The 23,359-nt window shown below is 39.5% G+C and carries 22 protein-coding genes; 16 read left to right on the plus strand and 6 right to left on the minus strand.

From position 1 onward, the window contains the following. Positions 1–12: 12 nt before the first annotated feature. Positions 13–792, minus strand: coding sequence for a transporter substrate-binding domain-containing protein (locus tag QUF86_RS05945; RefSeq protein ID WP_289314202.1), 780 nt, complete (start codon positions 790–792; stop codon positions 13–15). Positions 793–1,365: 573 nt separating this feature from the next. Here QUF86_RS05945 and QUF86_RS28580 point away from each other — a divergent pair. The 3 genes from QUF86_RS28580 to purU all read left to right on the plus strand — a co-directional run bounded on the left by QUF86_RS28580 (position 1,366) and on the right by purU (position 3,018). Further along, positions 1,366–1,560, plus strand: a complete 195-nt coding sequence (locus QUF86_RS28580) for a DUF2599 domain-containing protein (RefSeq protein WP_353957648.1) — start codon at positions 1,366–1,368, stop codon at positions 1,558–1,560. Between the two features lie 43 nt (positions 1,561–1,603). Beyond that, positions 1,604–1,933: a hypothetical protein gene (locus tag QUF86_RS05950; protein WP_289333795.1), complete on the plus strand. Its 330-nt coding sequence runs from the start codon at positions 1,604–1,606 to the stop codon at positions 1,931–1,933. A 185-nt stretch (positions 1,934–2,118) separates the two neighbouring features. After that, on the plus strand, positions 2,119–3,018 hold the full coding sequence (gene purU, locus QUF86_RS05955) for a formyltetrahydrofolate deformylase (protein WP_289333796.1): 900 nt from the start codon (positions 2,119–2,121) through the stop codon (positions 3,016–3,018). Between the two features lie 59 nt (positions 3,019–3,077). On the opposite strand, the gene QUF86_RS05960 is transcribed toward purU, so the two are convergent. The 4 genes from QUF86_RS05960 to QUF86_RS05975 all read right to left on the minus strand — a co-directional run bounded on the left by QUF86_RS05960 (position 3,078) and on the right by QUF86_RS05975 (position 6,546). After that, positions 3,078–3,737, minus strand: coding sequence for an SIMPL domain-containing protein (locus QUF86_RS05960; protein ID WP_289314207.1), 660 nt, complete (start codon positions 3,735–3,737; stop codon positions 3,078–3,080). A gap of 179 nt (positions 3,738–3,916) precedes the next feature. Next, the gene (locus QUF86_RS05965) at positions 3,917–4,111 is read right to left on the minus strand and encodes a YwbE family protein (protein WP_076368446.1); all 195 of its coding nucleotides are present in this window, start codon (positions 4,109–4,111) and stop codon (positions 3,917–3,919) included. A gap of 112 nt (positions 4,112–4,223) precedes the next feature. After that, a complete protein-coding gene (locus QUF86_RS05970; RefSeq protein ID WP_289333797.1) occupies positions 4,224–5,744 on the minus strand; it encodes an FAD-dependent oxidoreductase in 1,521 nt (506 codons plus the stop codon). A 415-nt stretch (positions 5,745–6,159) separates the two neighbouring features. Continuing rightward, positions 6,160–6,546, minus strand: a complete 387-nt coding sequence (locus QUF86_RS05975) for an NAD(P)/FAD-dependent oxidoreductase (protein ID WP_289333798.1) — start codon at positions 6,544–6,546, stop codon at positions 6,160–6,162. Between the two features lie 365 nt (positions 6,547–6,911). Here QUF86_RS05975 and QUF86_RS05980 point away from each other — a divergent pair, with 365 nt between their 5' ends. The 12 genes from QUF86_RS05980 (at position 6,912) to QUF86_RS06035 (ending at position 20,065) form a co-directional block, all read left to right on the plus strand. After that, positions 6,912–8,105, plus strand: coding sequence for a ParM/StbA family protein (locus tag QUF86_RS05980; RefSeq protein WP_289333799.1), 1,194 nt, complete (start codon positions 6,912–6,914; stop codon positions 8,103–8,105). 8 nt (positions 8,106–8,113) lie between these two features. Further along, positions 8,114–8,665, plus strand: coding sequence for a hypothetical protein (locus tag QUF86_RS05985; RefSeq protein ID WP_289314211.1), 552 nt, complete (start codon positions 8,114–8,116; stop codon positions 8,663–8,665). A gap of 534 nt (positions 8,666–9,199) precedes the next feature. Beyond that, entirely contained in the window at positions 9,200–10,891 is a 1,692-nt protein-coding gene (locus QUF86_RS05990; RefSeq protein ID WP_289333800.1) for a right-handed parallel beta-helix repeat-containing protein, read from the plus strand. Positions 10,892–11,076: 185 nt separating this feature from the next. Continuing rightward, on the plus strand, positions 11,077–12,249 hold the full coding sequence (locus QUF86_RS05995; protein WP_289333801.1) for a glycosyltransferase family 4 protein: 1,173 nt from the start codon (positions 11,077–11,079) through the stop codon (positions 12,247–12,249). A gap of 105 nt (positions 12,250–12,354) precedes the next feature. Beyond that, positions 12,355–13,479, plus strand: coding sequence for a DegT/DnrJ/EryC1/StrS family aminotransferase (locus QUF86_RS06000; protein ID WP_289333802.1), 1,125 nt, complete (start codon positions 12,355–12,357; stop codon positions 13,477–13,479). Further along, the gene (locus QUF86_RS06005) at positions 13,469–14,446 is read left to right on the plus strand and encodes a Gfo/Idh/MocA family protein (protein ID WP_289333803.1); all 978 of its coding nucleotides are present in this window, start codon (positions 13,469–13,471) and stop codon (positions 14,444–14,446) included. The genes QUF86_RS06000 and QUF86_RS06005 overlap by 11 nt, the downstream gene beginning before the upstream one ends. Continuing rightward, the gene (locus tag QUF86_RS06010; RefSeq protein ID WP_289314216.1) at positions 14,446–15,072 is read left to right on the plus strand and encodes a PIG-L deacetylase family protein; all 627 of its coding nucleotides are present in this window, start codon (positions 14,446–14,448) and stop codon (positions 15,070–15,072) included. The genes QUF86_RS06005 and QUF86_RS06010 overlap by 1 nt, the downstream gene beginning before the upstream one ends. After that, positions 15,073–15,804 (plus strand): WbqC family protein, encoded by a 732-nt coding sequence (locus QUF86_RS06015; protein ID WP_289333804.1) that lies wholly within the window; start codon positions 15,073–15,075, stop codon positions 15,802–15,804. 41 nt (positions 15,805–15,845) lie between these two features. Next, positions 15,846–17,117: an oligosaccharide flippase family protein gene (locus QUF86_RS06020; protein WP_289333805.1), complete on the plus strand. Its 1,272-nt coding sequence runs from the start codon at positions 15,846–15,848 to the stop codon at positions 17,115–17,117. Further along, positions 17,114–18,400, plus strand: coding sequence for a hypothetical protein (locus tag QUF86_RS06025; RefSeq protein WP_289333806.1), 1,287 nt, complete (start codon positions 17,114–17,116; stop codon positions 18,398–18,400). Before QUF86_RS06020 ends, QUF86_RS06025 begins: the two co-directional genes overlap by 4 nt. After that, positions 18,397–19,509: a glycosyltransferase gene (locus QUF86_RS06030; RefSeq protein WP_289333807.1), complete on the plus strand. Its 1,113-nt coding sequence runs from the start codon at positions 18,397–18,399 to the stop codon at positions 19,507–19,509. The genes QUF86_RS06025 and QUF86_RS06030 overlap by 4 nt, the downstream gene beginning before the upstream one ends. A 19-nt stretch (positions 19,510–19,528) precedes the next feature. Next, entirely contained in the window at positions 19,529–20,065 is a 537-nt protein-coding gene (locus QUF86_RS06035) for a serine O-acetyltransferase (RefSeq protein WP_289333809.1), read from the plus strand. 86 nt (positions 20,066–20,151) lie between these two features. On the opposite strand, the gene QUF86_RS06040 is transcribed toward QUF86_RS06035, so the two are convergent. Then, positions 20,152–21,444: an NCS2 family permease gene (locus QUF86_RS06040; protein ID WP_289327127.1), complete on the minus strand. Its 1,293-nt coding sequence runs from the start codon at positions 21,442–21,444 to the stop codon at positions 20,152–20,154. 302 nt (positions 21,445–21,746) lie between these two features. Between QUF86_RS06040 and QUF86_RS06045 the strand changes: the two genes are divergently transcribed. Next, positions 21,747–23,348, plus strand: a complete 1,602-nt coding sequence (locus QUF86_RS06045; protein ID WP_289333810.1) for a DEAD/DEAH box helicase — start codon at positions 21,747–21,749, stop codon at positions 23,346–23,348. Positions 23,349–23,359: the final 11 nt, after the last annotated feature.

Genomic DNA, 23,359 nt, shown 5'->3' on the forward strand with positions numbered 1-23,359 from the left:
TTCTATCAATCTTTATTCAGGCTTAGTTGTGATGTCCTCACCAAAGTACTTTTTACTAATTTTCGCAAGTGTTCCATCTTCCCGGAGGTTTACAAGTGCTTCGTTGATTCGTGCAAGCAGCTGGGGGTTGTCGTTAGGCAGTACGATGGCCTGCTCGCTTCGTTCGATCAATTGCCGTCCTTCGATGTCGAAACCTTCCTTGGTCGCTTCCTTGCCGGTTACGAAGTCGGTGATGACGGCATCGTGACGTCCTCCACTCAATGCTTTCAGGGCGGTGATATCACTATCGTAGGTTTTTACATTGGATGTATACTTTTCTGCTGTGGTTGCGTAAGTGGAGCCCTTAGAAGCCGCAACTTCCTTTCCTTTTAAATCTTCAACCGTTTTTATATCACTATCCGAGCGGACAAAAATTTGTGGGCCCGAGTAGTAATAAGGGGTGGAGAAGGCAACATGTTTACTTCGTTGTTCATTAATTGTATGACTCGCGACCGCGGCATCTGCCCGACCGGTTTTGACACCTTCCACAATACCTTTGAATTTAATCCGTTTAGGCACTGGCTCTAGACCTAATTCCTTGGCTATTGCATCGCCAACTTCAATATCGAACCCGGTTACGGTCATGTCATCATTGACATAACTGAATGGCTTGAATTCGCCTGAGGCAGCGAATACAAACTGGTCCTTATTGATCAGCTTACTCCCATCCTCTAGCTGATCCTTTTCAGCACAGCCGGACAGAAGTCCAAGAATAACCAGAATGGATAAAATGAATGTAACTGATGATTTCATGATAATTTCATTTCCCCCTTTGAAAAAAACTAATAGAATGGTCTATACCCTTATGAGGCAGTGAATAACCTTATTAACTATGGAAAATAAAACTGAAACCAAAAAGGTTGTCCAGATCATGCCGACATTTCATTCAAGAATCCCCCTTCACTATGCATTTCATAAAGGTTCTCGGCCTTTGCCTTCATTTCCTTTAAATTAACCAGTTATTTATTGGAAGAATGATAGTGTCTATTAATAGAGGATGAGAACTAATGGTATCTTTTCATCCTCAGATCTAGGTCATTTCTATTTCAATAAAAAAAGTCGACCGTGATCAGGCCGACTTTTCCGCGATTAAAACCTATGAAATATGAATAGAGGATAGCTTTATAAAAAGGAACCTCCATTTGATTTTGCAAGTGTTACTAAATTAGAACTAGTGACTCTTGGAATAAAAGACCCTCATTTCATATCATCACTTTCTCTTTATTTACTCAAAAATGAAACCCATTGTTCCAAAGTAGGAATGTGTAACAAGTTCCTTTTATATACGATTAAATTATTACAATTCAATCTTCATTAATAAAAGATATGTGGGCTGAATTAAAAGCTGATGCTTCATTTAAATCCCATGTATCAAGTTCAAAAGAAGGAAGAATTAAAGATCAATTCATTTGTCATGCTGTAAATCCATTAACAATTTACAAGTCACCTTGGAACTTAGAACCTTGGCGTCCAGATTTATCGCTAGTATTAACCTATAAAAACAAATGTAACCCAAAGTAGTAGGGCTACATTTGTTTTTATTTGAAATAAGAGGTGATTTCATATGTTTAGCAGTTCGAATCAAGCGATATTTGATCCAGGTTATATTTTTTTACTGTTAATTATTTTAGGGATTGTCTATTTAGTTTACTTTACGTTAATTGTAGTTACTATAAAATTAAACGCTCTAACTATAAGTACTTTAACTATATCTTTCATTACTTATTTGATTGTTGGATTTTATATGGCGGGAACCGGTTATTATATGGATGAACATCCAGATTATAACTTAGTGTTTATTGGCTATGGATTTCCGGATTTAATTTTATTGGCGTTCCCCTATATCTTTTTATCTCTAGCGGCAAGTCTAGGTGAAAAAAAACGAAATAAATAATAAAATAAAAAAGCATCTCTAAACTGAGACACCTCGTTTCAATATTAGTCATTTTTGCGATTACTGCCCCCCTGTTAAAGTAGGGGGGTCTTTGCATTCAATCCCGAATTGATTGACTGACTTTAATTTTGGCCATGAATTGAAGTATAATATAGCAAAATAGAAGAAGGGCAGTTGGGAAAATGGTGAGCAACTTTGTGCAAGAACAGTTACAGGAGTTTCGCGAAAAGAATCAAGATAGAGGCCGTTTAATAATAAAATGTCCGGACCAGCCTGGTATTGTTTCAACAGTTACAGCCTTTCTAAAAGAATATGATGCAAATATTGTTGAATTGAGTCAATATTCGATGAATCCTGAGGGCGGTACCTTTTTCACCAGGATCGAATTCGATTGTCCAGGATTGAAGGATAAGGCAACGGATATGCAACTGGCATTCCAGGAAGTTTCGACAGCATTCTCGATGCAATGGACATTTAACCATGTGAGTGATCTGAAGAGGACGGCAATCTTCGTTTCCAAGGAACCGCATTGCCTTTTGGAATTGCTATGGGAGTGGCAAAGTGGGGATTTATTAGCTGATATTGCGCTAGTCATCAGCAATCATGAAGATACCAGGCAAATTGTCGAATCGATGGGCATCCCGTTTTATTATATTCCTGCAAATAAGGATATACGTAAGGAAGTGGAAACAAAGCAGCTTGGACTTCTGGAAGAATTCAAAGTGGACCTTATTGTATTAGCTAGGTATATGCAGATATTGACGCCGGACTTCGTAGCGGCCCATCCAAATAAAATCATCAATATACATCATTCATTTTTACCTGCCTTCATTGGAGCCCGGCCTTATGAAAGAGCTTATGACAGAGGTGTTAAGCTGATTGGTGCGACTTCCCATTATGTGACGAATGATTTGGATGAAGGTCCGATCATCGAGCAGGATATTGAACGTGTGGACCATCGTGATTCCGCTGGGGATATGAAGAAAATCGGTCGTTCAGCTGAACGCAGGGTGCTGGCACGTGCTGTTAAATGGCATTTGGAGGACCGCGTCCTCGTTCATGAAAATAAAACGGTAGTCTTTTAAAATGAAAAACCCCCCTTTGGGTTGCCAAGGGGGGTTTTTAGGATGGAATTTAGTGAGTGCTAGTACGTGTACTCCACCCTTACTGAGGCAGTGATGTTCAATTCGCCAGGCTGAATCGGGGTAGAAGCCATTTTCGAAAAGGTACTTGTTTGGTAAAGCATTGGCGTTGCGGTTTCTGATACTTCGTCAACTTGAATAGGGACCGGGTTCAATGAGATTCCTAGCGTTCGAGCCATGGAGAGTGCTTTTTCGTATGCATTTTTTAAAGCGAGAGAAAGTGCCTGGTTATAGTATGCATCTGGATTGGATAAGGAGAAGCGGATGCTGGTGATTGAATTGGCGCCGCTTCTGACGGCCGTGTCGATTATGCTGCCTATTTTCTCTATGTCGGTCGTTTGGGCCTGGATGATGTGCTGGACTTTGTAGTTCTTGAACAATTCCTTTCCGTCAATATAATCATATTGTGGATCGATTCTGTAATCACTCGTTTTCAATCGATCTTCGGGAATTCCTGCAGATTTAAGTGCTGCGATGACATTTGCGATTGCTTGGGAATTGGCTTGCTGGGCCTTTTGCGGGTCCACATCCTCTGTTATGACTCCAAGGGTGATTGTGGCTTGATCCGGAGCAGCTTGAAGCGTCTCTGAGCCGGAAACTTTCAATTTATGTTCATCATCTCGGGGATGATCCCTATCAGGGGCATTATATTCTTGATTCATTTTGACACCAGCCTTTTTAAAGAGATAATCTCAACCCTATTGTACGAAGTATGAACGGGAAACATGATTGAAATATCCCCATTGTTATCAATTTCGTCGAAAAACCCCTAAAAAATGTCTATAAAATCCTCAACATGAAAATGCACACAAAAAAACACTCGGCCTGGACCGAGTGCACCTTACTTATGAATGACTTGAACTCGGCCAACCTGGCCATCAGTCAATCTTACTTTAATTCCATGAGGGTGAGTGCTGGAATTGGTTAAAATATCCTTTACGGTCCCACTTGTCAGTTTTCCGCTGCGTTGGTCTGCTTTAAGTACAATGTCCACAGAGGCACCCGGGGTAATATCTTTTCGATTTTTACCGTTCATGTTCGATTCAATCCTTTTCAGAGTTATTTGCAACCATTCAATCATGCAGTAACTTCAGTATAAGGAAAACAGCCACCCTAGTCGACTATTAGCTAAAATCACAAATTGACAATTAGCGTATTTTTTTCAATGGTTCGACAGCAGGGCCATTTAAAACTTCACCAGCGATAGAGTAGCGGGAGCCATGGCATGGACAGTCCCAGGTACGGTCGCCGCTATTCCAGGCAACTTCGCATCCCATGTGAGTACATGTGGAATCGACAATATGAAGCTGGCCATCATGATCACGGTAACAGCCAGCTTTGTCTCCATTCACCTTCACGATTGCTCCTTCATCATTTCCTAAGTCTTCCGGCGTTTTATGAATGACGGCCAATTTGCCTTTGATCAGATGCTTCGCCACATCAGCATTAACTTCGACCAGATTCTTCAAGCCCTTTAAACGGGCAGGGTCATACAGTTCCGCATACCGGTTGTCCCTTTGCAAAATCCGGTCAGTTAAGATCTTGGCGGCAATCGATCCATTCGTCATTCCCCATTTTGCATAGCCGGTAGCTATTAGAACGTTTTGATGGTTGGGCGTCACTGGACCGACGAAGGGGATATTATCCGGTGTCACGATATCCTGTGCCGACCAGCGATAGGGGATGTCCTTCACATCGAAATACTGGGAACTGAAGTCCTTCAGTGCTTCATAATGCTCGATCATCGAGATTCCCTGGCCTGTTTTATGGCCATCTCCGCCAACAAGTATAAGTTTTTCCCCATTGTCCAATTCCGTATAGCGAAGGGAGCGGGTAGGGCTGTCTGCACTGTAATACATCCCGCTTGGATATTCCTGTTCAGTCTTGATACCAAGCACATAGGACCTTTTTACATGAACACGGGCAAAGTATAAGCCCGTTTCATCGTTAAAGGGGAAGTGGGAGGCAACGATTACCTGATTGCTTTTGATTGAATGTCCAGTATCCGTCAGAACGGTCGGCGGATCGCCGTCTTCAATCTTCATTGCCGTTGTCCGTTCATAAATTGTGCCTCCACTTTCGAGAATTGTCGAAATGAGGGCAGTTAAGTATTTTAACGGGTGAAACTGTGCTTGATCTTTCATTATCACAGCAGCTTTACAAGGAATGGAGAAAGGGATATTCTCTGCATAATCCCCCCGAATGCCGAGTTTTTGATAGGCTTTCAGTTCATTTTGAATTTTGCTTTTATATTCATCCGTATTTGCATAGACATAGGCATCCTGTGCAGTCAAATTACATTCAATGGAATGTTCCTCTACCAAGTCTTTTATTAGCTTCATTCCCTCTGCATTGGCTTCATAATAAAGTTTGGCCTTCTCTTTACCATGGTCAGTGATCAACTGGTCATAAATCAAGCCATGCTGGGCCGTGATTTTTGCTGTAGTGTGTCCTGTCGTCCCAGTAAGGATTTCGCCTGCTTCAATCAGTGTGACTTTAACACCTTGTTTAGCTAGTAGATAAGCAGATGTGATTCCAGTAATTCCCCCGCCTATTATTAAGACATCAGTGGTTATATCTGTATCTAGTTTAGAAAAAGAAGGGAAAGTTAACGCACTGCGCCAATAGGGTTCCGGAAATCGGGGAAGGTCTGTATTTTTTTCAGTCATTTGAATACCTCCATACAGTTCAGTTAGTGAATCGTCCATTTATTACCATACCCAAATCCGCTATTTATACGCTAATTTTTGTAAGAAGAAATATTAAAAAAAATACATTATTTGGTTTGTGTACAAATACGTATACATGTAAACAAAAATAGGTACATTGTACACAAATAAGTATACATGTTTACAATCACGTACACATGGCTATATATAAGGTGTATACATATTTGTTCCTATTGTAAACAATTTGAAAACAATTCGACAAACATAGCTACAACTAATGAAGGATTGACTATCGTGGAAACTTTTTCAGCTTCCAGAATCGTGAAGAGGAGGGCCGTTAAATATTTTAAAGGGGTGAAACTGTGCTTGGATCATGGAAGATTTACAAGGAATGGAGAAAGGGATCATAAGCATCTTATGCAGGCAAATTGAATTCAATGGAATGTTCTTCTACCAAGTATTTAATTAGTTTCATTCCCTCTGCATTGGCTTCATAATAAAGTTTGGCCTTCTCTTTACCATGGTCAGTGATCAACTGATCATAAATCAAGCCATGCTGGGCCGTGATTTTTGCTGTAGTGTGTCCTGTCGTTCCAGTAAGGATTTCGCCTGCTTCAATCAGTGTGACTTTAACACCTTGTTTAACTAGTAGATAAGCAGATGTGATTCCAGTAATTCCCCCGCCTGCTATTAAGACATCAGTGGTTATATCTGTATCTAGTTTAGAAAAAGAAGGGAAAGTTAACGCACTGCGCCAATAGGGTTCCGAAAATCGGGGAAGGTCTGTATTTTTTTCAGTCATTTGAATACCTCCATACAGTTCAGTTAGTGAATCGTCCATTTATTACCATACCCAAAGCGCTATTTATACGCTTATTTTTGTAAGAAGAAAGATTGAAAAAAATACATTATTTGGTTTGTTTACAAATATGTATGCATGTAAACAAAAATAGACACATTGTACACAAATGAGTATACATGTTTACAATTACGTACACATGGCTATATATAAGGTGTATACATATTTGTTCCTATTGTAAACAATTTGAAAACAATTCGACAAATATAGCTACAACTAATGAAGGATTGACTATCGTGGAAACTTTTCCTATTCTTAAAGGGAATGCTTCACTTAATTTTTTTCAATAAAAAAGGGGATGTTTTTAGATGAGTTCTAGAATCGCAGCAGTAGACGTAGGAAATGATGCTATCAAGGCTATTTTTGGAAAGCTAGAGTCTGAACTTTATATACCGAACGTCATTGCAAAAGACATAGAGGATCGTCCAGTTATCGGGATTGAGGAACTTGATGAAAAAAACCCATTGGAAGGGATTCATATCAGAGTTCATTCACCAGCCCTTCAAGATAATAATGCTATTTATCGCGTTGGGAACTTAGCGACAAAAAGCGATAATCCTACCGAATTGGATTTGGGAAGCAGTAAATCAGAAGAAGATCAAACATTGGTCATGCTTTTTGCGGCTCTGGCATTAGACGCTGCCAAACAGGGGAACAATGATACATTCAAAAAAGTTAATAATGTTGTGGAAGCCAATTATACACTTGGAACAGGCTTGCCTCTTCGAGAGGTTAAAGAAGGAAAAGACGTCGGGTATCGGTCGAAATTACTCGGATCTGTCCATCAGGTGGAATTTTTAATTACCCCTAAATACCAAGGGTTGAAAGTTAATATCAAATTCGATGAAGTGAAGGTCTATCCAGAGGGCTTTGCAGCATACATAAATTTGGTCATGGATAAAGATTTGAATATCATTAACCGTGAATTGATAGATAGAAGAATCCTCATTCAGGATATCGGTGGTCTATCGACAGATATCGCGGTCATTAAAAATCGTAAAGTTGACGATGACAAGGCACAAGGATTCAATTTGGGAGTAGCTGAAGCCCTTGAATCAATTCGTGAGGAAATCAGGAAGAAACATGGTGTCGAGTTGGATAGCAGGCGCGATGTCGTAGAAATCATCACGAAGAAAAATGATCGCAATCATATTATGGTTCGCGGAAGCCGGACAAGCGTCCATGATATCGTTGACCGTATTTTGGGAGAACTGGCCAAAAAGCAATATCGCCACCTGCGCAACGTATGGCAAAAAAATTCACAAACGGAAATCTGCTATTTTGTAGGCGGGGGATCGATTGTCCTGAAAGATTACTTGAAAACATTGAATCAAAATTTCGATGGCTATAACATAGACTTTTTCGAAGATGAGCGGGAAAGCGTTTGGATGATGGCAAACGCCTATTATAAATTGATTTCGGATTTTAACCGCCGGAATGCAAAGGAACAGAATCAGTCCCAGCAAAAGAAGAAAGAACAAAGATCGGGCTCCATTAAATAGGTGAGAGAATGAAAAAAACAGCTTCTTCTGAAATTAAAAGAGGGCAAGCCATCACTTTTCGTATCCCTTCGGATGTATCAGACTATACGTTAAGACAGCTGCAGAAATTGAAGGAAACGGAAAGAAGGAATTTTTCCAGTAAAATTGCCGAGTATGTTCTCGATGGAGTCGGGCAATCCACCCATCAGGATCGGGAAATGATTGCCCTGCCCATGCCGAACAAGCTAAGCAAATCTCAGCGTGATTGGCTCAAGCATTCCCACTCAGAAGCTATGCTCGGAACGATTATGTACAACCTTTTATCCGATCCTTTACGCGCTACGGCCTTGCTTGCCTCTTTGAACGGCAATGTATTGAATGAGGAATCGTATATGCAGGCCGAGCCTGAAGAAACGGAAGCTGAGGAGGTCCAGGAGGACCTGCCTAAGAAAGACCTGGATGACTTTGATTGGAATAGTTTGGATGAAACTGAACAACAAGTGAAAGAACCCGAACCGAAAGAGGAAGAGGAAAATCTCGACGATCTCCTGGGTGATTTTCTTGATCAAATGAACCAGTGAACTATAGGAGGATATTTGACGATAAGTTGGATATCCTCCTTTTTCTTTTGCGGGGGCTATAAGAATGATACATACCCCGTTAAACTAGACATAAAAAAGAGTATATTAAGCTGCAGCCTTTTCCCGGTAAACAAACGGGGAAAGGCTTTTTCTTTTGAATGACAGATGTCCCCCCTCGTAATCGACGGACACGCTTATGAGTTGAAAAATTCCCTCTCTGAATAAAGCTCGTAATTTTCAATAGCCACGCAAGAAGGTTTGTTTTCCCCAATCACAATCCGGTTTAACCCTTTATTCCATATTCGATTGAAGGTTTTTTTGTATGGGGAAATTGTCGAATTAGCCGTACGTTTAAGCAACTGTTCCAAGATTAGCACATGTTATGTCGATTTTGAGAAATGAACATCTTACTTCCCATGTAACATTAGATATGCCCCCCCTTTTTTCTAGGCCGACTATGGTTTCCTTGATATCGGCTCATGGAATGTGTAAAACAACTGTCGAAAAATGAATAAAAGACATGGGAGTTTTCAGATGAAACAATTATATAAAATAACCGGAATATTTACCGTGTTTATCATGGCGTTCATCTCGCTCCAGTCAACTGCAGTCGGGGCAAACGAGGTCTGCGGTCCCACAACGGGAACTTTGATTCAGTTATTGGACAATGACGGGAAGTTAAAACAAACGTTTTCACTAGAAGCAAACTCTTCCACCACAACGATCCGGAGAATCCTTAATAAGGCCATTACGAGGGTTTCAGTCTACCCGCAAGATGAATCGAATGGGAAACGAGGAACGGTTCGTTTGTCAAAAGGCCAGTTCACGGCGAGTGCCTTTATTATGATGAAGGAAGGGGTAACTTTAGAAGGGACGGTAGAGAATGATAGGCCCGTCACGACAATGTGTACCCAGCCCACAAGCGATGCTGTCACCATAAAAATCATGGTGAGTCATACTGGTGTCAAGAACCTGATACTCGATGGGAAAAGACGGACGGAAGATCCCCGAACTGGTGAACCGAGGAACCATTATTCGGCACGGAACAGGGGGGTCGAGGTAACTGCAATCGATCAATCCAAATCCACGGCTGATTTGGTGTCTGTCTATTCGGTTACGAACGATTTGGAGAGGCTTCAAAATATCCTGATCGAAGATGTTCAAATCACCGGGTATGAGGGATATGGCATTTATTTAGAACACGTAAATGGAGTCACTGTCAAAGGGTCTGATTCAAGAAAAAGAAACAAAATGATCATAAAAGATATTGGATATGCAGGCATCGGAGGGTATTCTGCTAGTAACGTGACTGTAAGGCATACGACGGTGAGAGATCTTGGACCTGGGGAGACAGTGGGAAATGCCAAGCAAAGCTATGGTATGGCCTTTAGCCACCGGAAAGACAAAGCGGGAGATGTCATGACTCAATCAAAGTTTCCGCGAAGTGACACGATCGTAATTGATGGGAATGTGGTGGCGAATAACCCATCATGGGAAGGGATTGACACCCATTCAGGCCATAATGTTTCCTTCACGAATAATGTCATCTTAAATACGCGTTTTCCAATCATTGTCGGAGGATTGGATTACAAGGGAGGAAGTGTCTCAGCTTATCCACCCAGCAACATCAAGATTGTAGGGAATAGAATTAATGGTGAATCATTTAATGATTATGAGGATTACGGTATAGATAAAAATGCCACAGTCAGCGAACGAGGCATTACTGTCAACGGTACCCAATTTAACGACCTTTCTGAAACGGAAATGGGATTCCTGCAAACGGTCGTGATTAAAGGCAATTATGTGAATAATGTCCAGGCTAATGTCGAGGAATGGGGAGGCATCAGTATCCATGTGACCAAAAATGCACTTATTGAGGGCAATACCATTGAAAATAGCTTCAACAATGGGATTGCGATTCTTAGTTCCAATAAGTTCACCAAACTCCAAGGAAACATCATTAACCACATTAATAAATCCGACGAAAAGTTTATTCAAGCGGGCATTGGTATCAGGGGGTCCCATAATAATGGCAGCCCTACAAATGACTATGCCATTACCACTTTGAACATGGAAAATAACGTGATTGAAAGGAATAACATATTTACCGAAGTTGGACGTGAAATCCATGTACAAGACAAAACGGTTCACAACCGCCTGGATAACTGGATTGCGATCTCAGCCCTCCTTGACTGGAACCAACCTAAAGAGAGGAAAAAACAATGATGCCAGATGGGGAAGCCCTTTTTATCTTATTGGCGATAAGGTTTATCTAGTGGGTTTCAAAATTAAAACGACCCATTCTAAAAAAGGGACAGGGCTCAACTATATTCGATGTTACATTTGATATCTAGGTGAACGCAATCATCAGTAAATCAACTGATTCACACTGGGTATAAGGAAGTGATAAAGTGAAAATTCTTTATTTGCATCAATATTTTAATACCGATAAAGGAAGTACTCGATCTTATGAAATAGCCAAATTTTTAGTTTCTAAAAATAATAAAGTCACCATCATCACCGGAAATGCCACAGATTCGTGTGGGGGAATAAAGATAATATCAACCAAAACTAAATATAAACAAGAATATGGTTACCTGAAAAGATTACTATCGTTCATTCATTATATGTATAAGAGTTTCTTTATTGGGTTGAAGGAAAAAGGGGTAGACGTTGTTTATGCTTCCTCGACTCCATTGACGATTGGGTTAATAGGTATGCTTCTTGCTAAGGTAAAGCGCAGCAAATTTGTGTTTGAAGTAAGGGATTTATGGCCAGATATACCTATTGAGCTGGGAATCATAAGAAATAAATGGTTAAAGAGAGTTTTATTGAAGCTAGAAAGCATGATTTATTCCGCAGCTGATAAAATCATCGTGCTTTCGCCTGGAATGAAAGAAGATTTATTGAAAAAAGGAGTTAAACAGGAAAAGATTTCGACGGTTACTAACTTTGCGGATATAGACTATTTTTCTCGGATTTGTTCCGAAGATAAGGAAGAAGCATTGGAAAAATTGGACTTAAAAGCGAAGTTTATCTGTTTATATGCGGGTACTTTAGGATTTATCAATAATATCGATTATATTTTACAGCTTGCCGAAAAGACGGATGACCCTGATATTGTCTATCTAATTGTTGGGGATGGAAGGGAAAAAGAGCGATTAATTCAAGTGAAAGAGAGCAAAAAATTAAACAACGTTATTTTCCTTGATCAGGTATCTAAAAAAGATGCGTACTTATTAATGGCCGTATGCCATATGGGTCTGTGTTTTGTACGTAATAATGAAATATTGGATAGGAATAGTCAAAATAAACTTTTTGATTTTTGGGCCGCCGGAAAACCAACATTAATAAACTATAAGGGCTGGCAACATGAGGTTATGACAAAATACCACGCAGGCCATGGTTTTGAATATAGTGATATATCAAAAATGATAGAGTATGTAAAAGCAATGAAGAGTGACAAACGAATGCATATGAAAATGCAAGAAAATGTAAAGCGGTTAGCCCTGAATTATGAGAAAACCAAATTGATTTCAAAAATAGAAAGAACATTATCGGAATTGGTCGTTATTAATCATTGAATATTCAAGAATGTGTTTTTCTTGAACATTGGTTAGTAAGAATTTTATATTTGTCTGCTTCTCACTTAACTTGAAGATCTAATTTTGGAAAAAGGATGGAGTTCTATGGAGAATATCGTAAATACAAAGCCAGTGATAACAGGTTGGGTAAAACGGGAATACCTTAAAAACATTGAGCACATTTTGGATTCTGGCAGATTAATTCTAGGTGATTTTACCCGGAAATTTGAAGAAAGCGTCAGACAATACAGTGATTCTAAGTATGCTGTCGCACTTTCTAGTGCAACGGCAGCCATTGAAATTATTTTAAAGTATCTGGATGTTGAAGACAAAGAAGTGATCATGCCAAGCAATACGTTTATTTCTCCAGTATATGCGGTGAAGAATGCGAAAGGAAGAGTCGTTCTTTGTGACATTAATTTAGAGGATTTCAATTTGGATTTAAATAGCCTGAAGAGCGCCGTGACTCCTAAAACGAAAGTTGTCCTAATTACATATATTGCTGGAAAGATCCCTGATAACATCTTTGAGATTAAAGAGTTTTGTGATGAGAATGATCTTTATCTAATCGAAGATGCTTCACATGCTTTTGGTGCCACTATAAATGGATATAAAGCCGGTACAATTGGATTTGCTGGGGTTTTCTCAATGTACCCCACTAAAATTGTTACAAGTGCCACAGGCGGTGTCGTTACGTCGGATGATATAGATTTAATCAAATACTGTGAGTTGTTAAGGCACCATGGGAATGAAAATGGTGCAGTCAATCAAGTATTATCCGGTGACATGCTTCTTAGTGAATTTAATGCATTGCTTGGTTATCTGCAAGTTCAGGAAGCTTATGGGATGATCCAGGTCAGGCAGGAAATCTTCCGTTTCTATAAAGAGAATTTAAAAGATATTTTTCAAGAACACGGTCTTTACTTCCAAGCTTCATCTGACCACAATGAATCTTCATTTTATAAAATTATCGTCATGTCTAAAAGCAAAGAGCAATGCGAAACATTTAAAAGGCATTTAAAAGAGGGTCATATAAGCACGGGGCATTGTTATGGGGTCCCGTTACATTTACAGCCCACATTGCTAGAGGAATATCCCCTTGCCTCTCTCCCGAATGCCGATAGATTTCGTGAATCTCATTTCACGTTACCATGTCACTTGGATTTATCCGATGAGGATCTGAAATACATTGTAGCGAAATGTAAACAGGCAGTGGAACATGGCAATTAAAAATAGGATTGGAGTGGTAGGTTCAGGTCCCATAAGTTGTGCAATGATCGATGCCATTAATGAAAGTTCAAATGGAGAGGTAATTGGAATTTGGGGGAGAAGATTTCATTTTGCCAAGGAGCTTGCAAAAGAAAAAGGAGTTTCTAAAGTTTATGGATCCCTGAATGAAGTCTTTGAAGATGAGGATCTGGATACTGTTTATATTGCTACGCCAAATGCATCCCATTATGAACAAGCTATGGCGGCCATTGAGCATGGAAAGAACGTCATTGTGGAAAAAACGGCATTCATGACAACCGATCAGGCAAATCGAGTTTTCGATGCTGCAGATAAACAAAATGTTTTTGTGTTTGAGGCAGTAAGATCCATTTATGAACCTAACTTTCATAGTTTAAAGAATGCCATTAAAAAGTTAGGGGAAATTCATGGGGCAACTCTAAAGTATCAAAACTACTCCAAGCAGTATTTGGCTTTACTAAAAGGAGAAAAAGCGCCACTTTTTGATGAAAATCATGGTGGCGGCACATTAAGGACAATTGGAATTTATCCTATTTATGCAGCCATTCAATTATTCGGTGTTCCCGTTAACAGTTTTTATTTTAAACAAATCATCGTAAAAAATATTGATTTGGGCGGTACGCTCATTTTTGAATATAAAGATTATAAGATAACCATGTTGATTTCAAAAATTAATTTTACGAATGATTCAATATCGGAAATTTACGGAGAGAACGGAACGTTGCGTTTTCATTCATTATACGATATTCGAAAAATTAGTTACCACAGTATCAGTAATAACAGTAAAGAAACAATAAGCAAACCCATTAGTGATAATAGTTTGCTTTATGAAATTACTGAATTTTCGGAATCTATTTTGATGAAAAATAGAACAGCGTACAGAGAACGAAAGAACATAACACTTCAAGCGATATCTATCATTGAACAAGCACTAAATGGAGGAACATGATGAAAAAAATATTGCTAGTAACAGCACACCCAGATGATGCGGAAATCAGTATGGGCGGTACCATTCGTAAGCTACTGAATCAAGGACATTACATTATCAACATCATATTTTCCATCCCTTCGAATATCAAGGTCAGGAAACAAGAGGCTATGGAGTCATCAAAGAATTTTGGATATGAGGTACAGTTCTCTAAATACAGCGAGGGTAAAAACGTTGAGGATATTCCTATGCATATATTAATAAAGGAGCTCGATGAAATCATTGAAAAGATCAATCCTGACGAAGTCTACACACATTGGATGAATGACAGTCATCAAGATCATCAAAAATTATCTAAGGTCGTAAGAAGCTGTTTTAGGAAAAAACAATTTACTCTATATGAATTTGAACAAATTAACCAAAATAATAACATCGCCGCCAATCAATTTCACCCGAATATTTATAGTGATATTACAGAGTTTATCGAAGATAAAAAACGTATGATTACCTTGTTCCAATCACAGCTAACCGGTTATATGGGGCATTACTTAGTTAATGCAGAGCATATCGGTAGTTGGAGGGGTTCCCAAGTGAATTGTAAATACGCGGAAACATTCCTACTAATCTTTTCAAAAGAGGTTCTGTAGGTGGAAAAACAGAAGATAGTCACAATTCACCAGCCTAATTTCCTGCCTTGGATCGGTTTGATTCACAAGATTTTTCAATCGGATGTATTTATATATTTATTGGATGTGAAATACTCTTCAAGTAATTTTCAAAATAAAACATATATTTTAGGTGCTGACGGAAAAGAGTCAAGGCTAACTGTGCCACTACAAAAAAAACCTGAAATGTTACATGAAAAAGTAATCAGTTATCATTCCCCGAATCAAAAATGGAAAAGGAATCATTTGAAGCAAATCTCGGAAGTTTATAAAAAAACTCGGCACTTTCAAGATTTTTTCCCACTTCTGGAAGAGGCATATCAAAAAGAACACGCTTTGTTAGTAGATTTAAATATTCACTTAATTGAATTGATCTTACATTATTTAAACTATGAAGGAGAAACACAACTTTCCACTGAGTTTAAAACGTCGTTTGGAAAAACTGAGAGATTAGTCAGCTTAATTAAGCAAGCTGGCGGTGCATGCTATTTAAGCGGAAAAAGCGGAAAGGATTACTTGGAAGAAGAATTGTTTAATAAAGAAGATATTGAAGTCGTATATCAAAATTTCATTCATCCTGTCTATTATGTGAAAAATGAGAAAGAATGTGTAAAAAATTTATCGATTCTTGACTGGATCATGCACTATCCGGTGGATCATATTAAAGAAACGTTAACGAACGATAAATCAGGCTATTCCGAAAAATGTAAATGAGTATATAAAATAGAGATGTGGCGTGGTATGAGAATATGAAAATGAAAAATGATTTTATGAATAAAATCCTTTTATTATTAACAGGGAATTCAATTGCACAGCTTATTCTATTCGCAAGTTCTCCCATACTGACAAGGATATATACACCAGAAGATTTTGGTGTGTTTGCAACCTATACTTCCCTTTTGGCCATTCTCATGTCATTTTCATCTCTTTGTTTAGAAAAGGCGATTCCTTTAGAAAAAAACCATAAGAATACGGTTCACTTAATGTACATCAGTTTGTTTACGATTGCCGTTGTTTGTATGCTGAATATTATTTTAAGCCTTTTTAATCTATCGTTATTTCAAATATACGGGATTAAGACGACTATAATGAATGACCTTTTGCTTTCAAGTGGTCTATTTTTTGCAGGGATATACCAAGTGTTGCTTTACTGGTTGGTGAAAGAAGATAAGTTTAAAGGTATAACTCATTCTAAAATACTTCAATCGATTAGCAATGTAATAAGCCAGTTCTCGCTTACGTCCATTAATCATCTTACTCCAGGAATAGGTTTAGCTACGGGAGATATGATTGGAAGAGGAATTACCTTTGTATATATTTGGCGATTTTTCTTAAAGCAGATGCATTGGCCGAAAGTGAACTTTAGAAGAATTGGGTATTTGTTTAAAAAGTATGAGGATTTCGCTAAATACTCCACGTGGTCAACACTATTAAGTTCTTTATCCATGCAAATCATATTTTTGTTATTAATGCGCCTATACGGACCTGAAGTGACAGGTTATTTTTCCATGGCTTCAAAAACGGTAGGTCTGCCCATTACGATGGTGGGAGCGAGTATTTCACCAGTATTCTACACCGAAGCGTTAAAAAGCATTACAAATGATCCTCGAAGAGTTTTGAAATTATATAGAAGCATCCTTGCTAAGTTAGCGATGGCAGGTATACCGTCACTGATACTGCTTGCTTGGATCGCCCCAGGGCTCTTCAGCTTTGTTTTTGGTGAAGAGTGGCGTGTTTCCGGTGAATATGTGACGTTGATGTCATTTATGTTTATAAGTCAAGTGATTGTCATACCGGTTTCCCAAATATTGTATTTAATAAAAAAACAACGGACTCAGCTTCTATGGGATGTTTCAAGGCTGTTACTGTCATCTATTGGAGTACTGGTCATTTTCATTTCAGGGGGTTCAGCTGAAACAGCCATTTTATACTATAGCATTTGTATGGGGACGAGCTACTACTTTTTTGCTCTCCTTGGATATAGAGCGATACATTCCATAGATCGAGAGGATAACCTAAAAAAATGAAGCTGATTCAACTGGGCCTGGTAGGAATATACGTCTGGTTACTGGATATATCCTACGTTTACTTTATTTCCCCTGAATATGCTTATATGGGATATATATATCAACAACATCCAAGTGCAGTCATGATAGGTGTTTCCATGTTTTTCATTATATTGCCAGCCATATTCATAAAAAAGGATTTGGATAAGCCGTCGGAACTCGTTTTCTGGATTTTGTATTTTATTGTCTATATACCGGTAGTATGGGTTCCAAATTATTTATTTGATACGATAAAGCCTGATTTCATATATACGAATGTTCTTTTGTTTTTTTGTTTACTTATCATTGGAAATGTTAATAGATTGCCAGCCATGAAGTTTATACATCCTAATGTTAATCTCGGTCTACTAAAAATCATTTTTGTTATAACATTATTGATTTTTTTTCTTTACATCTTCAAGGTTTCGGGCGGAATTAGTCTAAAGCCTCCTATAAATTCTGAGGATATCTATGATAAGCGAATGACTTTTCGAACAAAACTAACCCCTCTTGCAGGCTATATTATACAGTGGCTTGCAAAAGTATGTAATCCTTTAATCGTGACCATTGGCTTATGCAAAAAAAAATATATCTATGTGGTTATCGGACTAGGGCTGCAATACCTTTTGTACACCGTCAATGGCTTGAAATCCACCCTTTTATCGACTGGATTATTAATCATTGTATTCATTGCTTTTCGGAAGAAGGGAAGGAATTTCTCCATTCTTTTTTGTGTAAGTCTTTGCTCGCTGTTAGGCATCAGCATTTTTCTGGATTTTATCCTTGATCAGACATATTTATCTAATTTGTTTGCCAGAAGGATGATCATCACACCGGGTTTGCTGACAACCTATTATGTAGACTTCTTTTCAAATAATCCAAAAGCCTTGCTATCGTATAGTATTTTTGAAAAATTCATAGACCCTGTTTATGACCAGACTCCGCCCTTCATTATCGGTACAGAGTACTTTGGGCGACCTGAAATGGCAGCCAATGCCAATATGTTCGCCGACGCTTTTGCTAATTTCGGTTATATTGGATTCTTGGTTTATACAGTGATCTTAGCAGCGATATTATGGCTTTATGATAGCCTGACGGAAAATGCAAAGTGGCAAGGTGTTGGCATAATCCTGTTTGTTGTACCTGCATGGTGTTTAGCGGATACTGCGCTTACAACAACGTTTGTGACAGGCGGGATGGTTTTTACTTTCGTTATCATGTATTTATTGTTAGGGTCAGATTTACAAAAGGGAGATAAGAGATGAAGTTATTTTATAATATTAGTTCGGTGCACCCATGGAATGATACCAGGATTTATTTTCGGCAAGCCTTTTCTTTTGGAGAAACAGGAATGTACAAGGTGAAGCATATAGCGATTGAAAATAATCTAATCCCTGATAATATCCCTGCCAATATAGAAGTTGAACGGTTGACTAAGAAATCCAGGAAAGGGCGTATGTTAAATTGGATTGCTCTTTACCTGAAGATTAAGAAAGATAAACCTGATGTGATTCAGTTTCATGATCCGGAGCTGCTGATTTTAATGAACATAATAAGAAGGATTCCCCGTTATCATCCAGTCATTGTTTATGACATGCATGAAAATGTACCAAAGGTCCTTATGAGAAAAAAAATCCCCGAAATTGCATTGAGTATGTATCGTTATTTGGAGAAACAATTGCTAAGGGCATGCAGCGGGGTCGTGTTTGCAGAAATGACGTATAAAGATGATTATCAATTCTTAACTTGTGCAACAACGGATGTTTACAATTACCCGAAAATTCCTGTAATGAAAGAAAATAAAGAAAAAGAAGATGTGTTTACATTCATCTACCTAGGAAGCATATCTGATATACGTGGCGGGGAAACCATGCTGCTTCTTGCAAAAAGATTAGTAGAATTAAAGAAAGTATTTCACATGAGGATCATTGGAACGGGCAGAGAAGTATACATCGAAAAATTGAAAATATTCATCCTTGATAACGGCTTAGAAGATTATATCAGTCTAGAGGGTGTAATGGCCTTTGATAAAGCATTTCAATCCATCCAGAAAGCACATGCAGGCATGGCATTTTTAGTTCCTGATCCTAATTTCATGGGTGGTAAAACAACAAAGTGTTTTGAATATATGGCCGCTGGCATTCCATTTATGGTTTCTGATTTTCTTATTCAAGATGTACTGGATAAATGGAGCTGTGGATTGTCGGCCGATGTAGCAAACATGGATGAAATCGTTCAAAAAGCAGTTTATTTACTGGAATCCCCTGAAATGGCAGCGAACATGGGGGAACGTGGAAAAGCTGCATATAGACAAGAATATAATTGGGAGAATGAAGAGGAAAAGCTGCGATCACTGTTCGATAAATTAAAATAATGTTCTTAGGAGGCATATCATGGGTTTATTTAAATGGTTCAATAAATTGGCATTTGTTAAAAACTGGGGGAGACTGGGCGGAATCCATGGAATAATCGTCATGTTTGTTTACCGGATAGGCAATATAATTTACTATAAAGTGAACATTCCAATCTTAAAACAAGTATTATGGATTATGTACCGTATGGTAGATTTGTTAATCATAAGACTTTTCCTGAATTGCGAGTTTCCTGGGCAATGTCAAATTGGAAAGGATTTACGTCTGCCTCATGGAGCTAAAGGCGTTCTTATCAACCCATATTGCAAAATAGGGGATCATGTTACGATTATGCATCAAGTATCGTTCGGACAAAATAAAGAAAGTAAAAAAGCACCTATCGTTTGTGATTATGCGTATATAGGAAATGGCGCTAAAATACACGGTGGCATCCGAATTGGCACGAATTCGAAAGTGGGGGCAAATGCAGTTGTTTTGACATCCGTTCCCGATAATTGCACGGCAGTTGGAGTACCAAGTGTGATTAAAGGTAAGCGGAAAGAAAACGTTATGAAGTAATTGCACGTAAACAAAATAAAGGAGTGTTCAATTAACATGAATTGAACACTCCTTTTTATTATCGAATGGTACCCTTCATGAAATGATCAAGCCAGGAAAATCAGTTGGTAAAGGAATAGAACGGCAAACATATACACGAACGGATGCACTTCACGGAATTTGCCTCTTGCCATTTTTAAAATGGGATAGGCGATGAATCCGAGTGCTATCCCGTTGGCGATGCTTGATGTTAACGGCATGGCGACAATGACCAAAAAGGCTGGGAATGATTCATCAAAGTGTGTCCAGTCAATTTCATTAATGCTTTTAATCATCATACTTCCCACGATGATCAAGCTAGGTGCCGTGATTGCCGCTACATTTGAGACAGCTCCTATTAGTGGACTGAAGAAGGCTGTTATCAAGAAAAGGATGGCCACTACCAAAGCGGTTAAACCTGTCTTGCCGCCCGCTCCTACACCAGCTGATGATTCAACCGAGGCAGCGGTCGGGCTTGTACCGAACATGGCGCCAACAGTAGTGCCGACGGAATCTGCAAAGAAGGCACTGCCGGATTTTTCAAGCTTATTCTCCTTCAGCAATCCAGCTTGGCGGACAATTCCTAATAAAGCACCGGTCGTATCGAATAGCATTACAAGCAAAATGGAGAAGACGACGCCATAAAGCCCGTAGTTAATGACATCGGCGAAAGATGTGATTGGATTGGCGACTATTATTCCTTCAGGTAAGGAGGGGGTGGAAACCAAGCCGTTAATTTCCAATTGTCCTGTAAAAAAAGCGATTATGGCAGTCACGATCATTCCGATGAATATCGCTCCCTGTACATTGCGAACGATCAGCACGATCGTTATGACCAAACCAACCAATGTAAGTGCCACACTGGGATCCCTGAAGCTTCCAAGGGTAACCAGGTTGGATTCATGCTGTGTTACGACACCTGACAAACGAAGTCCGATGAAGGTGATGAAAAGTCCGATTCCGGCACTGATTGCATGCTTTAAGTTATTGGGGATGGCCTCGATCAATTTTGAGCGGAAAGAGGTAAGGGATAAAAGGATAAAGATGATTCCCGTAACAAAGACTGCAGAAAAGGCAACTGTGTATGAGATATCATGGGTTCCCAGTACCGAGTATGCAAAATAAGCATTCAAACCCATAGCCGGGGCTATGACAATCGGGTAATTGGCTAATAGGGCCATGCATAGGGTACCGACTATTATTGCGATTATGGTTGCTGTGAATGCCTGGTCGAAGGGAACACCGGCATCAGAAAGGATCATTGGGTTTACAACGATGATATAAGCCAGTGTTAAAAAGGTTGTAAGCCCCGCAAGTACTTCCGTCTTAATATTTGAATTCCGTTCTTTTAATTTAAACATGCGGTCACTCCTTTTTTATATACAAAAAATCCTTGCAAAAATCTACAAGGATGAGATGCTTACCCTTTTTCAAGTAAGTAGCTCGATAGTATGGATAAAATCTTATAAATTATATTAGAAAAGCAACTAAAGTACAATAGCATGAAAAATTTTAAGGTACAGGTTTTCTCGAAAATAGATAATGATATACTAACAAATAGCTTAGACTAAGAAAAATGACATGAAGTGAAGGATCTGCAACCATTTCCTGAAGTTGATTACCAGTCAATAAAATGAAGAAATTCGGAAAGTAGGCACTATACATGACAAAATTCATCGAACTTGGCGTCAGCCCGGCGATTGACATGATATTAAAGCAAATAGGAATATCCCACCCAACCCCCATACAGGAGAAATCGATTCCAGATATCCTTGCTGGAAGAGATGTCATCGCGAAGGCGCAGACGGGAACAGGGAAGACCTTGGCGTTTTTGTTGCCAATCCTCGAAAAAGTCGATCCCGCCGCATCCCACATACAATCACTGATCGTCACGCCAACCAGGGAATTGGCTTTGCAAATCACTGCTGAATTGAAAAAATTCGCTAATGAAATCGAAGGACTTCAAGTGCTTGCAGTTTATGGCGGACAGGATGTCGAGCAGCAAATGAAAAAGCTGACAAGAAACATCTCCGTGGTGGTCGCCACGCCAGGCAGGTTATTAGATCATTTACGAAGAGGCACCATCGATCTATCACAAACTCAAACACTCGTGCTTGATGAAGCTGATCAAATGCTTCATATTGGATTTTTACCAGAAGTGGAAGAGATCATGGGACAGCTTCCAGAGGAGCGCCAAACGTTGCTCTTTTCAGCGACGATGCCTGAACAGGTGCATCAATTGGCTAAACGATACATGACTAAACCATTAACTGCCGCTGTGAAGGCTGAGCAAGTAACGGTTGAGAAAATCAGGCAGCTTGTCATTGAGACGACCGATCGTGCCAAACAGTCTTCACTAATTAACATGATCAAAGAAGAACAGCCATACCTTGCGATTATATTTTGCCGTACAAAACGTCGCGTTTCGGTTTTGAATGATGCCCTGAAGGCAGCTGGATTCAATTCTGAAGAACTTCACGGTGACCTTTCACAGGCAAAGCGGGAGCGTGTCATGAAAAACTTCAGAGACGCAAAGCTTCAATATTTAGTTGCAACGGATGTTGCTGCCCGGGGGCTCGATGTAGAAGGCGTGACCCATGTGTTTAATTATGATGTTCCCGAGGATGCAGAAAGTTACATCCACCGAATTGGCCGTACAGGCCGGGCGGGTGAGAATGGCTTGGCTGTAACCTTCATAGCAACGAAGGATCTTCAGCTTTTAAGCGATATTGAAAAAGGGATCTCCATGAAAATCGAGAGAAGGACGATTGAAGGAGTGAAAATGTTCCAACCTGATGAGGTGAGGCAAAACAGGAAGCGTTATGAAGACTCTTCTGATGAGGGTACCCGCCGACCGCGTTCGGGAGGAGGAAGGAAACATCGGGAACGGATAGATACGAGAGGACCGAATCGAGGCAGTCACCGTTCTGTAAATCAAGCGGACAATCGTGAAGTCGAGAGGGAGAAACCACGGGGAGGCCGGATGGAAAACAGCCGCGGACCCAAACGTGAGGATTCACGGGGAAGCCGTTCGGAAAACGGTCGTGGACCTATACGTGATGATTCACGGGGAGGCCGTTCGGAAAACGGCCGCGGACCAAGGCGAGAGAATCCGCGGGGTGGCCGCTTGGAAGATAGCCGTGGACCAAAACGTGACAATCCACGAGGAGATCAAAGAGATAGCCGTAGATCTACTAGTACACAAGGTCCAAGTAATCGCAGGGGTGGATCTGGCAGCAGCCCCAATAGAGGGAGAAACCGGTAAAAGGGGGAGTC

Source organism: Peribacillus sp. NJ11, from assembly GCF_030348405.1.
In the GTDB taxonomy this organism is placed as follows: domain Bacteria; phylum Bacillota; class Bacilli; order Bacillales; family DSM-1321; genus Peribacillus.